Source organism: Olivibacter sp. 47 (genome assembly GCF_030372825.1).
In the GTDB taxonomy this organism is placed as follows: domain Bacteria; phylum Bacteroidota; class Bacteroidia; order Sphingobacteriales; family Sphingobacteriaceae; genus Olivibacter; species Olivibacter oleidegradans.
This window is the reverse complement of the sequence record NZ_JAUCNR010000001.1, coordinates 1,101,941-1,115,759: the sequence shown is the minus strand read 5'-3', so window position 1 is coordinate 1,115,759 and position 13,819 is coordinate 1,101,941. Positions and strand designations below refer to the sequence as shown.

Genomic DNA, 13,819 nt, shown 5'->3' with positions numbered 1-13,819 from the left:
AAATCGATAAAAAGTCCAATCATCACCTGAATTGGTATAAGCGATATTCTTTTCATCCTCCCGAAATTTGGGCGATTACAATAAAGAAAAGAATGAGCAAATTAAATAAAAGCGGCGAAACAGCCGTACAGGCGTCTATGCTACCAGTCTATATCGTATCACTGGCTACTTTCATTATCATCTTTCAAGGCTTTATGGTCGCACCGCTACTGCCCATGCTTTCCGAGCAGTTCGGTACTACTGTCCGTCACGTCAGTTTTATCGAACCTGCCTACTTACTCGGGTATGGACTGTTCACATTGGTATATGCATCACTTAGCGACCGCTTCGGTAGGTTCCGGATTATCGTATTTAGCCTTTTTATGTTTTGCTTATTTACTTTGTCGACTGCTTTTGTAAACGGAGTCAACCAGATGATTTTCCTAAGGTTATTGACAGGAATTGGTGCTGCAGGTGTTGCTCCTACAACCATTAGTTGGATTGGTGATTCCTATCCTTACGAAAAGCGGGGTCACGCCCTCGGCGTTTTTTTCGGCGCCATGGCAGGCGGTACGGCATTTGGAGCCACCACAGGGGCATTAATTACTTCCCTGATAGGTTGGCAATGGCTTTTTGCGGAAGTTGCATCTATCGGATTGGCTATTTTGGTTCTGATATTGATGCAGCAAAAGAACATCTTCGGAAAAACCAAAGCTGCGGTAAAAAAAAGGGATAATATTATACTGTCTATCCAGAGTACTTTGTCGACCGGAAGGGCCAAGCGGACCTATCTTTATGTAATGTTCAACGGTATGTTCCATAGTGGTGTTTTTGCGTGGTTGGGTTATTTCTTCTATAAGAATTATGGGTTGAACGAATTTCAGATCGGTCTTGCCTTATTAGGTTATGGTATTCCGGGGCTGTTGTTGGGTCCATTGTTGGGCAGGTTAGCTGACCGCTACGGAAGAAATAAGATAATACCTGTGGGCTTAGCGCTAAGCGGTATAACCGTGCTACTACTAAGCCAGAATTTCAGCCTTGCCGCATCTCATGTTTTAGTAGCATTGCTATCTTTAGGATTTGACTTATCCCATCCTTTGTTTGCTGCCATTGTCACTACATTCAGTTCCAAAAAAGGCATTGCTACCGGACTTTTCGCTTTTTCCCTTTTCACAGGTTACGGTCTGGGAAGTCTCGTATTGAGCCTGATCGTCAATATCGGTCTAGATAGCGCATTTCAGCTATTTGGCGCTAGTATTTTGATAGCAGCAGTTTGTTCGATATTTGTTTTTAGAAATGAAAAGTAATAATAACTTTCTTCTCCATTTAAAATCTTGCTTAATGCCCCTAAAAAGCTGAAATGGATAGGAGTTGGAACGTATCTTGAATGATTCCGATTTAAACTATTTGGTAATAATAAGTAAAGAGATAAAAACTGATAATATTATAACTCCTTTCTGATTTTCTCTTTATGCTTTTTACCCCAAACTTCTATTGGCCTTATAATATCGTGAAGCGAAAATGTATAGTCTACAACGGAATATTCGATTTTAACCGGGTATTCGTTCACGAGGGTTCTTTTAATCAAAAAATTATCCTCCAAATGTTTCAACTCTTTCGACAAAACGCGATTTGTAATTTTCGGAATAGAATTAGCTATGTCATTAAAACGCTTGTTACCCTTATAAATAGATAGGATGATTGGTAATTTCCATTTACCACCAATTACATACATTGTATCTTGTACCGCCCTGATATTCTCTTGAAACAGGTTTTCTTCTTCTTTTGTCATAAATTAAGTATCCTTTTGTATATAGGTATCAAATGTATACTTTCTTGCTAATATATTTGCACTATTAACTGTAAAAGATAATTGATAATGATTAGAAAAGATGATAAAGAAATTCTTGTTTCCATGGTGGAAACAATGACAAAATCTACATCAGGATTAGAAAGCACAAAAAATTGGGCAACAAATGCCTTATGGTACGATATCCCACCTTTTGCTTCGCGCGGTATTCAACCTGCTATAAAAAAATTAGATACTACTTTTAGCAACTTTAAATCGTGTAAAATTTCTATTCTTCACACGGACACATTTCTAAGCAAGGATATTGGCATTGTATGCACCATTCAAAAAGCAGAAATTGTACTCGTAAATGATGTTAAGAAGACCTTATTATTCCGAGAAACAGACTGTTTCAAAAAAGACGAAAAGAATGAATGGCTTTTAATTCACCAACACACTTCTGTTCCGAATGGAGGAGATTGGGACGGGAGTATAGTTACAGAATAAAAGTTAATTGAATAATGGTTCCAACCTCACTTATATTGAAATATAAAGATTAATTGGTAAATTCGCTTAAAGGTGATCGTTAGAAACTATGCCCCTTAATACTTTTCCTGAAAATCTGAGCCAGAACAAAGAGCTCTCTATACGTATCGTTTCTCCGGAGTTTGGCCATATATCATCAGAGATGGCGGTTCAATACGGTTCTGCTCAACGGCTACCTTATTATTTCTTTCTTTTCGTGCTGCGCGGGAACAGCCAAGAGGTCATAGACGGGAAAACGGTCGAAGTAGGCGAACATGAGCTTTTTTTTGCGTTACCCCACCAACTTAGGCAACTGCCTACAACCGACCATAGCGCAGACTATTATAAATTGGGGTTTGACGATGAGTGCCTTTCGCGATTGCCGAAAAAGTTCCCTTTTTTGCTCAACCCTCTGAACCGGCAAAAAATCAGTTTTCCACCCGATGCTGCACTTAGACTTCGGAATACGTTTAAGATTTTGAACGAACTGCTACGTACTGCCGACAATGATCCGGAGCTGATTCTGGCTTACCTGAACAGCCTGCTTACAGAAATAAACGCCGCTTATTATGCATTACATAAGAAGCACACGGCAGCGGGTCTTGATAAGTTTTTAGGGTTCAAACTATTTGTAGAAGATAATCTTACTGATCAACCTGCCATCACGGAGATCGCCGATAAGCTGGCCTTAAGCACAGATTGTTTGTATAGAATCGTAAAACAGCATTCCGGCGTTTCACCTAAGGAATTCATCACAGACCGTTTGATCATGGAGGCCAGACGCAGAATGTATAATAACCAAAATACATCGGTAAAGGAACTGGCATTTGAGCTCGGCTTTAATGACCCGAGTTATTTTTCGCGTCTGTTCAAAAAGGTAACAGGTAAAACGATAGCCGCTTTTTACCGGGATTTGTCCTTGTAAAAGCGGTTTTTGTCCGAATCTTACTAGTACATTAGCCGCACTTTTGTCCAAAACGATTTAATTATGGACAAACAATTTGGTAAAATATTGCTAACCGGTGCAACCGGGTTAGTTGGGTCAAGGCTTTTGCCTCGCCTTGTTAAAGCGGGATATGATTGTTTTGCACTGGTACGTGGCAAAGAAGTCGCGACCGGAGTAACGGCTGTGCAAGGCGACTTATTTGATCCGGCGACACTTCAAGAAGCTGTAAAAGACGCCGTAGCTGTTATTCACCTGGCAGCCGTGTTCCGGTCAACGGATATGGACCTGATCTGGAAAAGTAATCTGGAGGGTACGCGCAATCTCATTGATGCCGTAAAGAGCAACGCTCCTGATGCCCGTTTCATATTTGCAAGTACCAGCCATGTTTACGATATAAATAGCCCACACCCCGGTCGGGAGGATGATGCGCTTAACCCGCAACATGCCTATCCGGCTAGCAAAGTTGCTGCGGAAAATGAGTTGAGTGAAAGCGGATTGAATTGGTCTGTTCTGCGCTTCCCATTTGTTTATGGTGATGGTGACGGCCACCTGGAAGAATTACCTAAACATGTGGTTGCTGCAAAATTTCATCCGGCTATGCGGATGAGCACCATCCACCATCGCGATATATACACGGCTATCATCATGGCTTTGCAAGGGATCATGGATGGGCGAGTGGTCAATATCGCAGATGAGGCCCCAACGACATTATACGAGCTCTTGCAGCTTGTTGGCGAAACGATGACTTCATCCGCAGAGCCGTTGATAAACCCTTGGTATCTTCATGCCGATGCCTCGCTCGCCCGTAGCTTGGGCTTTCAACCTTCGATAAGAACCGTTTATCAGGCGGCACAAGAAAACCTGCTCTGACAAATACTTGATCTTCTTTTGGTCGCGCCGGAATTACATCCGTGTTTCACCGGCGCGTAACCTGAGCTATTCGCCATAGAGGATCTACTCATAATTTTTCTTTCAATATTACCCCTATTGGATATTTAGCTCTCCCCCGTTCGAAATGGAAGAGTACAAACTACATCAACAACACTTTCCATGCATCCATTACACGGCCGTTATCTAACAAATGCTTGGCTTTTAAATGCAGACGTGTGGTGCGGTTGTGGCGGTCGGCGGTATCATCAAGCAGTTCTTTCATTTCATCGGTTTTGCGAAAGGCTTCCACCTCCTCATCGGATGGTAGCGTTTTAACAAGCCCCAATAACCCTAAATTGTTCCCGGTTAATACGTTGGAGTTTTTAACCTCTTCAGGAAAAGCATCTACGCCGATACCTATTCCGGCATAATCGATCGGTTTGGCAATTTTAAATAAATTATCGCTGGTTACCCTGCAATACCAATCACCGCCTAAACGAGCCACCAAATCTATTTTATGAGGGTCTATTTTGCCATTTGCATCCAAAATACCTTCATAGATATGCATCCGTTTCACCTCTGCGATAATCAAATTACCTGCTCCTCCATTTTTTCCCAGCGATATCACCTCATTCACTGCACATTCCAATTGAACGGTCGATTCCGCTACCCTGGGCGGCTTTACCGTCTCCGAGGCCAATTCGGTAAACCCCGCTTTCGAAAACTCATTTACTCCTTTTGGATAATCTAAACTGGTTAAATAGGTCTGTTGAACCATATCATAGTTCACCATATTAATCACACATTCAGGTATTTCCAAAACGTTTTCAAGCGTATGCTTAGTGGTATTATCCCGCGCTCTGCTTGTTGGCGAAAAAACGCATATCGGAGGATTGATACTAAATACATTAAAAAAACTAAACGGACTTAAATTAACCTCGCCGTTTTTATTAATAGTGGATGCAAAACATATTGGTCGGGGTGCAATGGCATAGTGCAAATAACCTTGCATTTCCGTCGGTGTTAATGATGACGCATCAAAAGTTTTTAACCTCATTCAAATTTTTATTAGCGTGAGTTCAATCTTCAGAAAATGTACCCTTGGGAACATAGCCGAGATATTCCAGTTCAACATTTTTCGTTATTTTCACCAAAGCCCCATCGTTTAGTAAAAAGAGCTTGTTGCTTACATCCATTATGTTTCGGAAATTGTGATCGCTTACCAAGATTCCCTTCTTATACGGATTACGCGTAAGTAAATCTTGGATTTCCGATTGAAATATCGGTTCAATTCCGGAAAAAGGTTCGTCCAGTAACACAAAAGGATGGTCCATATGCAGTATGGTGGATACTTCCAGGTATTTTAATTCTCCACCGGAAAGATGCCGGATTTTTGAGGAAAGAATCGACTCAATCCTTTTATTTTTTTTGAGGTCTTCAAAACGGTTGCTATTAAGTAAAAACTTCAACAGTTTCCGGACGGTGGCGTCTTTCGGAAAAATGGATGTCTGCGGAATATACCCCACCAATTTCTTTGCAAACGGAGTTTTACATACCTGTCCATTAATTCTGATAAATTTATTGGATGGTTCAAGCGTGCCAAAGATGATTTCAAACAGCGAAGATTTACCGCTGCCGTTCCGACCCAATATCCCAATAATTTCTTCCGAAGAACAACTCAAATAGCAATCCGTTAAGAGTTGCCTATGATTACCAACATGGAGCTGAATAGAGTCAATTTCTAGCTTGTTCATCATAAAAGAAAGCTGAATACAGTATACATAAGTAATGCGATAATGCAGTTTGCGAAAAAGCCAAAGAGTATTAATTGCGTTTTTTTATACCCTAAATTTCTGTACATGTAATATTGGTATTTGTATCTCTCAAAGAAAAATAAGGTAAGCCCGTAAGCAAAAGTAGGAAGTGATATAACGAAAACCCTCAGCGCCAAATTCGGAACTAGATATGCAAATGTCGAAAAGACAAATGCAAAGGAAAAATTCGCAACGAAAACCCGCTTATAAAAGTGTAAAAAAACGTTCATGGTGTTTGTTTTCCAGTTACTCTACTTGAGCTACTCCTTAGGAATCCTTGGTTATATATAAATTCATTTTTATCGTTTTTGAGTGGTATCTGTCAGTCGATACAATATAATGATTACTTTTGATAAAGATACATATCCAATGTAATGTAACTTATAACATCTTTGCGCTTACATTTAATAATTATCAGGTAGCTTTATTCAGAGCCATACGCTTCTTCGACCTACGGGTCAGCATTCGTTAAACATAAAACAATATGTTTTAAAAATACTTGTATCTTGCATTAACAAAGGTCATTACTCAGTTAAGTACTTTAAAATTTGATCCTGATGCATAATAAAGTAATGTTGGTTTTTGGACATGGTCATATTTTAGCAATTGAACCTGCATTAAAAAGGATCATGGAAAAACAATAAGATTCCCTCGTATCGAAGGTTAATGTAGAATTATAAAAATATAGAATGGATAATACCGCTATTATACGCGCATTAGTTGTTGATGTGGAGAAAATAGAACCACTGTTTTCGCTTTACAGAGAATTCTATGGGATGAGGAAGGACAGGTCGGCAGCGATTGAATTTTTAAGAGCGCGCCTCGAAAACGAGGAGTCAACTCTATTTTACGCAAAAAAGGATGGACGAATAATCGGCTTTGTTCAATTATATCCAAGCTTCTCATCCGCATCATTAAAAAAGGTTTTTATTTTAAACGATCTATACGTATTGGAGTCTGAGCGAGGAAAAGGTGTCGCGAAGCTACTGATAGGTAAAGCTATTGAATTCTGTACAGAGCAGAAGTGTGCACGAATTTCATTGAGTACGGCGAAAGACAACCCTGCGCAAAAGCTTTATGAGGAAGTTGGGTTTAAGGAGAGCACCTTTAAATTTTACAATTATAACTTATGAGAATCTAAAACAATTGGACGGGATATGCCCGGAATTTTTATACCCAAATTACCCCTCAAGTTGGACGATTGTTAACTGTAAGTGCTCATCCCATTTACTGCTTTCAGCAGCATATCCTTTTGCCAGTATCATTCTTTCGGATTGAATGGTAATTATATTGCACTGTAAATTTTGATGTTCGGCTCACCCTTTAAGTAAGGTTCCAGAGATGTTAAAACATGTCTATTAAGAAGTCGCTTAACAGGTATTCCCGTTTGTTTTCCTTGGCAAACCCTTGTCTCCTTGCATTATTTTAAGTTTCAATGTTCGGGCGTGGATTTAAAGTTTGCGGGGGCTTGGTAGGTTGGTTCAGCAATTCAGTTGGGGCATAGCCAAAATGTTTCTTAAATGCGTACGAAAAGTGCGACAGGTTTTCAAAGCCTGTTTCGTAACAGACGTCAATCGGGCGCTTCTGTTTTTCCGTAAACTGATAATGCGCCAGTTCCAGCCGCTTTTGCGTGAGCCACCGTTGTGGGGTAGTATGAAACACTTTGCTGAAGTCTCTTTTAAAGGTAGTGAGGCTTCTCCCGGTCAGGTAAGCGAATTTTTCCAGGGGAAGGTTAAACATAAAGTTCTTTTCCATATAGTCGGTCAGATCAATTTTTCCCGGTTCTTCAAAATTGGTCAGTATGTTGTCTATGCTTTTGTCAATCGCCCTCAGGATACTAATGGCCTCCGTAATTTTTAATGACGCGATATGCTCCGGCAGCTCGTTCATTTCAAAATACGGGACCAGGGAAGATAAACAACTTTCCAGCAGCGGATGATTGTTGAAATGATAGATTTTCGGCGGTTCCAAGATTTTGGCAACTCCATTCTGATTGGCATAAAAATCCCTTAATCTCGCTGTGGAAAGATGCATCACGACTGTCTGATGCGGTTTGCCGTCTTTGGGATAATTAATGATGGTTGCGAGCTGGTTTCTTGGAATCAGGAAAATATCACCCTCTCTAAAAATATAAGTCGCATCTGCCAGAACAATTTTTGTTTCGCCCGAAATGAACCAGATCAGCATATGGTGCTCAAACAGAATGTCTGATTTGAAAAACTTATCCTCGTAACAGGAAAGTTTGATATCATCCGTTATGTATTTGGCTTCGTATTGCATAGCTGTTTCTTATTGTAATCCCGTACGGAAAAATTACTGTAAAAGTAAAGAATATCAGTTAATCTACTTTGTTTAAAAGTCCTGTTAAACTTTCGAAGAAAGGCAGACAGATTTATCTTTCAACGTTTTTATTCCCTTTAGTTTGATATTAACTCAGTGGAAAAGAGATGCCGCTGGTTTCTTCGCTCCATTTCCACAGGCGTTTGGCATCAGCCTCGTCCAACGAATAGCGTTTTACGCCCCGAGACGGCCCGCTGTCGGATGCTAACGGTGCAACATCTGCATCCTCACAGTACACACCACCCATATTATCAAGCAAAGGCGTAGTGGCACACCATACCGTTGTGGCAGCACCCTGCGGTATCGTTTTGAGTGAAGCCAAGACTTCGGGCAACATATTACCCTGTTCGTCCACAAAACCCATTTTTACAAATAATTCCAAGGGTGCTTCCCTTCCAAGTTCAGTTCCCGCAATGGAACCCGGATGCAGGCTATATGCCCGTATATTGAAGGCTTTGGCCCGATTGTCCAGTTCAAGCGCGAACAAATTACTGGCCGTTTTGGATTGACCATACGCCTGTAATGTTTCGTATGTACGATGCTGAAAGTTGGGGTCATCAAAATCGAAGGTTCCGAACTGGTGACCGTGGGAAGATACATTGATGACCCTGGCACCATTCGCTTGTTTGAGAGCAGGCCATAGCTTTGCTGTTAACCGGAATTGTGCCAGGTAATTGGTCGCCAGTTGTGATTCAATACCATGGCTGTTGTGGCGAAGCGGTACCCACATAATGCCGGCATTGTTGATGAGCAGATGCAGAGGCCTGCCAGAGTTCAGAAACTTTTGTGCAAAGGCATCAATAGAAGCCGGATTCATCAGGTCCATCGGCTCTATTTCGACATTGGCGATTCCATCCAGGTTACGTTTTGCTTTTTCTACATCTCTTGCCGGTACGATGACAGTTGCCCCGGCCTGTGCCAATGTTTTGGTAGTTTCCTGACCGATACCTGTGTTACCACCTGTTATAACGGCGATTTTTCCTGAAAGGTCAATACCTTTGATGATGTCTGCTGCTGTTGATTCAGCGTTGAAGCCCGAGCCTATTGGCTGTTGCAATGCTCCCTGATAATTGTTTTTTTCCATCTTTTAGAAATTTTATTCGTTATTGATAAAACAAAGGTAAACAGGCAATCAAAATCCGGCTTTGTTCAAACGTCCGAAGTTGCTTTGTTTAAAAGTCCATTGTTTTTGATGGCATATGCAAGAGTAGAATGCTTTTTATACATCTACTTTTTGTTATATAAGATGAAGTCCGAGAAACATTTTCCGACTGAAAGACTGAAACGTTACATCAAATATTTTGTGGTGTCGGAGAATGAATTGGAAAATGAATATAAAGTTTTCCCTTCCTCAGGTTTAGTCATCGGTTTTCAATACAAGGGAAGCACTGGTAATTGCCAACGCAGCAAAAAGTGAAGATCGCGATCGCTACCTAAACCTCTGCCAATAATTGTTGCCCGGCGGCAGACCAAACGTTTCTTTCAATCGCGATGGATTTTAATTGTAATGCGATAACGTTTAGATATCTCAATTTAACGTTAATAAGTGTCTCCTATCGGTGATAAATTGTTTCATTAGTGTAAGCTGTAGCTCTTTATGTGTAAAGTCTGGTAGATTATGTGTAAACTTTTTCATAGGCCTCGGGGATTTTTATATCATTGCAACAAGCATATAGTTGAACCACTTAGAAGGTAAGACTCGATAACCAATGTAACCAATTTCCTAATTATGAAAGGTATGCTGTTAGAAAGGGATATTTTGCTAGATGTTGCATATACACTATTGAAAGAGCTAGATGTCAAAGTGTCTAAATCTACATTTTCAAAAGAGATCAAGAGTCATCCGGATTATCCAAGCCTGTTGTCCATTTCAGATACGTTAAAATATTTTGGTGTTGACAATCTCCCAATACAGGCATCCCCAGCATCATTGGAACCGAATATGCTACCCTGTTTGGTACAGATTCAGCATAAAGAAGGCGACGTTCTTTCCATAGTAAGATCTATCAACGGCAGTAACGTTTCTTATTTGAATCCAACAACACTTCGATATTCATCAAAGTCATTAGAAAGCTTTGCAGATATCTGCTCAAATAATCTGCTTTTAGTTGAGCCTACACTTTCAGCAAAGCAGAACCACGATCGCGAAAGCTTGCTTTCGGATCGACAACGTCACGTGTTAAATACCGTTGCGTTACTTCTTGTTCCTGTATTAACACTACTGCTCACTTTTTATCTTTATACTGAACTAGGAAGTGGAGGATGGCCGTACATAGCCTATAATGTGCTTTTGCTGGTCGGTGCTACAGCCACTATGTTATTGCTTATGTCATCTCTTCACGTAGACACAAGCCTCGTAAAAATGTTTTGCGGAAGCGCAGCATCAACTTCTCCTTGTTCGCAGGTTTCCGGTTCAAAAGGGGCAAAGTTGTTTGGTCATAGTTTAGTACTGTTAGGTGGTACATTCTTTTTAGGAAGTTTATTGTTTTTAATACTCCAAGCTGCATATGCTCCCGTTTCTTACCATTTTCTGTTTTTTTTAAACGTTTTAGTCGTACCTGTCATTGTTTATTCCCTTTATCAACAAGCCTTCGTTCTTAGAAAGTGGTGTGCATTGTGCCTAATCGTACAAAGTGTACTCGTTTTGCAGTTGACGGTCGGCTTTTACGATGGCTGGATACAGCAGATCATTTTTCAAGAGAGTCAGGTTATACTGTCATCCACGTTAATTGTATGTCTTTCATTCGTATACTTGATTTTAAACTTGCTAGTTCCCTATATAGCAACCGTAAAAAAGGAGCAACAGAAACTATTTCGTTTCGAGCGCTTGAAAAAAGATCCGACAATGTTTCAAGATTTGCTGTCCGTTCAGCAACCTATCGTAAACGAAAATAAATTATTAGGCTTTCGATTCGGTTTCCCGGACGCAGAAATAAACATCGTAAAAGTCTGCAACCCATATTGCGATCCTTGTTCGCGGGCGCATGCTATTTTAGACGAAATTATTGATCGTAACGATAACGTCTGTTTACAGATCATTTTTTCTCGTCCAAATAATGACCAACATGCCGATACAATCCGACATTTCTTGTCCCTTTCACGTCAGTACGACCAAAGTGAATTAAAAGCTGCTATTTACGACTGGTACTTAAGTGATCAAAAGGATTTAAGAAGCTTCAAAGAAAAGTACCCATCAATCCATGCTGAAAAATTTGACCACGAAATGGAAAACATGCAACAGTGGTGCGTCGATAATGACATTCGATACACACCAACCATATATATAAATGGGCGAAGGATCCCCTCATTCTATACAGTAGAGGATTTAAAGTATTTTTTGCTATAGTGTTCCTTGCTGATGTTTGCTAGAGATCGTCGGTAGTCTCCAAGGGAGAGTATTGACAAAGGGTTGGTCGACCTTCAAAAAAGTGACCAATATCAATTATTTTTTTAAAAAATCAAAATTATGAAAAAGCTAAGTTTAAAAGCGAAGCAGTTAGGCAACGTGCAGGTACTAACCAGAGAACAATTAAAGAATGTTTTAGGCGGCAAAGCGCTATCAAGCAGTGGCAGCGATTGTCCATCCGGAACTTATCCATGTACATGTAATGGAGTTTCTTACGGCTGTAAATCACTTCAGGGGTGTTGGGATTCTTGCTAGACTCCGACATGTAAAAGCCTTTTTACCGAGAAGGTTTTCACTAATTCATCCTCAATGTAGTCATTAGACCGCATTGAGGATTTCTATGAACTATGATGGTTAATGATTATGAGAAGGCAAAGCGTTTATATCTTGTTATATTTCGTGTTATTTTTTAGTAGCTATTCCTCCGCACAGCAGGCAGTAATTATCGGGAAAAATACCAATGCAAAAGATGGTACAGAAGTGTGGTTCTATCAGTCGATAGATGGTGATCCGGCCAATCAAGCCTTTATGTATGAAAAAGCCGTTTTTCAGAACGGCACCTTCAAAAAAAGTCTACCAATCAACTCACCTATGATGGTGATGATAAATAACAATCCTTATATTCCGAAATTGAGGTTGATCCTAACACCAGGCGATTCGCTGCATATAAATATAACACAAACCGGTGCAAAAAATCAGCCGGTCGTTTCATTTGAAGGTAATAATGCAAAGGGTCAGCAGTATTTTCTAAGTTCCGATCTTTATAACAAAGCCTACATTATTGAACAGAAAATAGCACAAATTTTAGCTGAAGCCAAAGGTAATGATCGCCTAATACTGTCGTTGGAACAATTTAAAAATACGCTGCTTGCTGAACTTTCTACATTAAAGGAAAATAAGGCATGTTCCGAAGATTTCTGTAAACAGGCAACGCGCGAAATTGAGGCCAAATTTTTGTTGACAGTTTCCAATGTAATATCAAACCGAAATCAACCCCATATCAAAGATCATTATCAGATAAAATTATCAGATATCCAGATACAGCAACTATACAAATACCTTTTCACGAAGTACGATCCTTTCAGTGAGCAATATAGAGATGTCTTTATCATCACCCGGACCGAGAATGCAGTTGAGAAATGTCGCCTAATAGACAAGGGCATATTGGAAGGAACAGCAAGGAATACTTTAGGCCTTTGGACAGGTGGCGATAAAGTTAGAGATGCGGCACCTGCCGAGCTGCAGGAGAAAATGCTGGCAACCAATTTGTTGTTCGACGTGAATTTTCAGACTAAAAGTAATGAAGAGATTGTAAATGCCTATCTACGGTTTAAAGAAGCTTTCCCTGCCAGTCCTTACAACAAGATTCTCAACAAGTATTTCGATCAATCAAGTACCGGTCAAATCGGACCCTACACTTTTGGCGAATATAAAGCCAAAGACAATACATTCGAAATTTTGAGTACGGATTCATTAAAAGATTTAGGCGACTTTGTAAAGCAAAATTTTAAAGGAAAACCTGTTTTAATTGATTTTTGGGCTACATGGTGTGCTCCTTGTAAAAAAGAATTTTCCAATGCAAAACTCGTGCAAGATTATAGTAAGAAAAATAACCTTGCGCTGCTATACCTATCTGTCGATTTTCCAAAAAACGGCGATGGCTGGATAAAGGATATTGAACTTTATCAGCTTGAAGGATATCATTACCTGATAACAAACAATTCCTATCCCGTTATATCAAAAATCACTAACCAGCCAGTGATGCCCATACCAAGGTACATGTTGTATAATAAAGATGGCAAGCTGGTCAATAACAATTTGCCTTGGCCGTCCCAGAGCGAGCAGCTTTTTAAAGAAATAGATAAACTGCTTAACGAGTGAACACGAATGATACCATAATATATCTTTCAGCTCAGCCAGATGAATTTTATTTTATCTGGCAATTGGAGATTCAATTGCTGAATTTTAGCGATATGGGCATTCATCCATCTGCAATACATGTGCTTATTGGATACGAGCAAAAAAAAGGGCTGTCTGATGAATTTTCTGCTTTTATAAACGAAAATAGGGATAAAGCCCGTTTTTTATATATCCCGATACCAGGAAGAGAAGGTCTTATCCATCCTCCATTAGACCAAACTTAATCAGGC

15 protein-coding genes are annotated in these 13,819 nt (G+C 40.0%); 10 read left to right on the top strand and 5 right to left on the bottom strand.

What is annotated here, in order from left to right; all coding sequences use genetic code 11:
• The first annotated feature begins 92 nt into the window (after positions 1-92).
• Complete coding sequence (locus QT327_RS04915; RefSeq protein WP_289552228.1) at positions 93-1,286, top strand: MFS transporter; 1,194 nt, start codon at positions 93-95, stop codon at positions 1,284-1,286.
• A 137-nt stretch (positions 1,287-1,423) separates the two neighbouring features.
• On the opposite strand, the gene QT327_RS04910 is transcribed toward QT327_RS04915, so the two are convergent.
• Positions 1,424-1,771, bottom strand: a complete 348-nt coding sequence (locus QT327_RS04910; RefSeq protein ID WP_289552227.1) for a winged helix-turn-helix transcriptional regulator — start codon at positions 1,769-1,771, stop codon at positions 1,424-1,426.
• Positions 1,772-1,858: 87 nt separating this feature from the next.
• On the opposite strand from QT327_RS04910, the gene QT327_RS04905 reads away from it, so the two are divergent.
• From QT327_RS04905 to QT327_RS04895, 3 genes are all read left to right on the top strand, one after another.
• A complete protein-coding gene (locus tag QT327_RS04905) occupies positions 1,859-2,275 on the top strand; it encodes a Cif family virulence factor (RefSeq protein WP_149106181.1) in 417 nt (138 codons plus the stop codon).
• Positions 2,276-2,363: 88 nt separating this feature from the next.
• On the top strand, positions 2,364-3,218 hold the full coding sequence (locus QT327_RS04900) for an AraC family transcriptional regulator (RefSeq protein WP_289552226.1): 855 nt from the start codon (positions 2,364-2,366) through the stop codon (positions 3,216-3,218).
• 63 nt (positions 3,219-3,281) lie between these two features.
• Complete coding sequence (locus QT327_RS04895; protein WP_013668198.1) at positions 3,282-4,109, top strand: NAD-dependent epimerase/dehydratase family protein; 828 nt, start codon at positions 3,282-3,284, stop codon at positions 4,107-4,109.
• Positions 4,110-4,269: 160 nt separating this feature from the next.
• Here the strand turns inward: QT327_RS04895 and QT327_RS04890 are convergent, their stop codons facing one another.
• Both QT327_RS04890 and QT327_RS04885 read right to left on the bottom strand, forming a co-directional pair.
• Positions 4,270-5,166 carry a flavin reductase family protein gene (locus QT327_RS04890; RefSeq protein WP_289552222.1) on the bottom strand — a complete coding sequence of 299 codons (897 nt, stop codon included), beginning with the start codon at positions 5,164-5,166 and terminating at the stop codon, positions 4,270-4,272.
• Positions 5,167-5,188: 22 nt separating this feature from the next.
• Positions 5,189-5,866, bottom strand: coding sequence for an ATP-binding cassette domain-containing protein (locus QT327_RS04885; protein WP_289552221.1), 678 nt, complete (start codon positions 5,864-5,866; stop codon positions 5,189-5,191).
• A gap of 746 nt (positions 5,867-6,612) precedes the next feature.
• On the opposite strand from QT327_RS04885, the gene QT327_RS04880 reads away from it, so the two are divergent.
• Positions 6,613-7,056, top strand: coding sequence for a GNAT family N-acetyltransferase (locus tag QT327_RS04880; protein ID WP_289552220.1), 444 nt, complete (start codon positions 6,613-6,615; stop codon positions 7,054-7,056).
• A 292-nt stretch (positions 7,057-7,348) separates the two neighbouring features.
• On the opposite strand, the gene QT327_RS04875 is transcribed toward QT327_RS04880, so the two are convergent.
• Together QT327_RS04875 and QT327_RS04870 are read right to left on the bottom strand one after the other, a co-directional pair.
• Positions 7,349-8,203, bottom strand: a complete 855-nt coding sequence (locus QT327_RS04875; protein WP_289552219.1) for a helix-turn-helix domain-containing protein — start codon at positions 8,201-8,203, stop codon at positions 7,349-7,351.
• A gap of 148 nt (positions 8,204-8,351) precedes the next feature.
• Positions 8,352-9,347, bottom strand: a complete 996-nt coding sequence (locus QT327_RS04870; RefSeq protein WP_289552218.1) for an SDR family NAD(P)-dependent oxidoreductase — start codon at positions 9,345-9,347, stop codon at positions 8,352-8,354.
• 162 nt (positions 9,348-9,509) lie between these two features.
• Here QT327_RS04870 and QT327_RS04865 point away from each other — a divergent pair, with 162 nt between their 5' ends.
• The 5 genes from QT327_RS04865 to QT327_RS04845 all read left to right on the top strand — a co-directional run bounded on the left by QT327_RS04865 (position 9,510) and on the right by QT327_RS04845 (position 13,813).
• Positions 9,510-9,680, top strand: a complete 171-nt coding sequence (locus QT327_RS04865; RefSeq protein WP_210421328.1) for a hypothetical protein — start codon at positions 9,510-9,512, stop codon at positions 9,678-9,680.
• Positions 9,681-10,001: 321 nt separating this feature from the next.
• Positions 10,002-11,609 (top strand): vitamin K epoxide reductase family protein, encoded by a 1,608-nt coding sequence (locus tag QT327_RS04860; protein WP_168204601.1) that lies wholly within the window; start codon positions 10,002-10,004, stop codon positions 11,607-11,609.
• Between the two features lie 120 nt (positions 11,610-11,729).
• Positions 11,730-11,924 (top strand): hypothetical protein, encoded by a 195-nt coding sequence (locus tag QT327_RS04855; RefSeq protein WP_149106173.1) that lies wholly within the window; start codon positions 11,730-11,732, stop codon positions 11,922-11,924.
• Between the two features lie 108 nt (positions 11,925-12,032).
• Positions 12,033-13,550 carry a TlpA family protein disulfide reductase gene (locus tag QT327_RS04850; RefSeq protein ID WP_168204600.1) on the top strand — a complete coding sequence of 506 codons (1,518 nt, stop codon included), beginning with the start codon at positions 12,033-12,035 and terminating at the stop codon, positions 13,548-13,550.
• The gene (locus tag QT327_RS04845; RefSeq protein WP_289552214.1) at positions 13,547-13,813 is read left to right on the top strand and encodes a hypothetical protein; all 267 of its coding nucleotides are present in this window, start codon (positions 13,547-13,549) and stop codon (positions 13,811-13,813) included. Before QT327_RS04850 ends, QT327_RS04845 begins: the two co-directional genes overlap by 4 nt.
• Positions 13,814-13,819 lie beyond the last annotated feature (6 nt).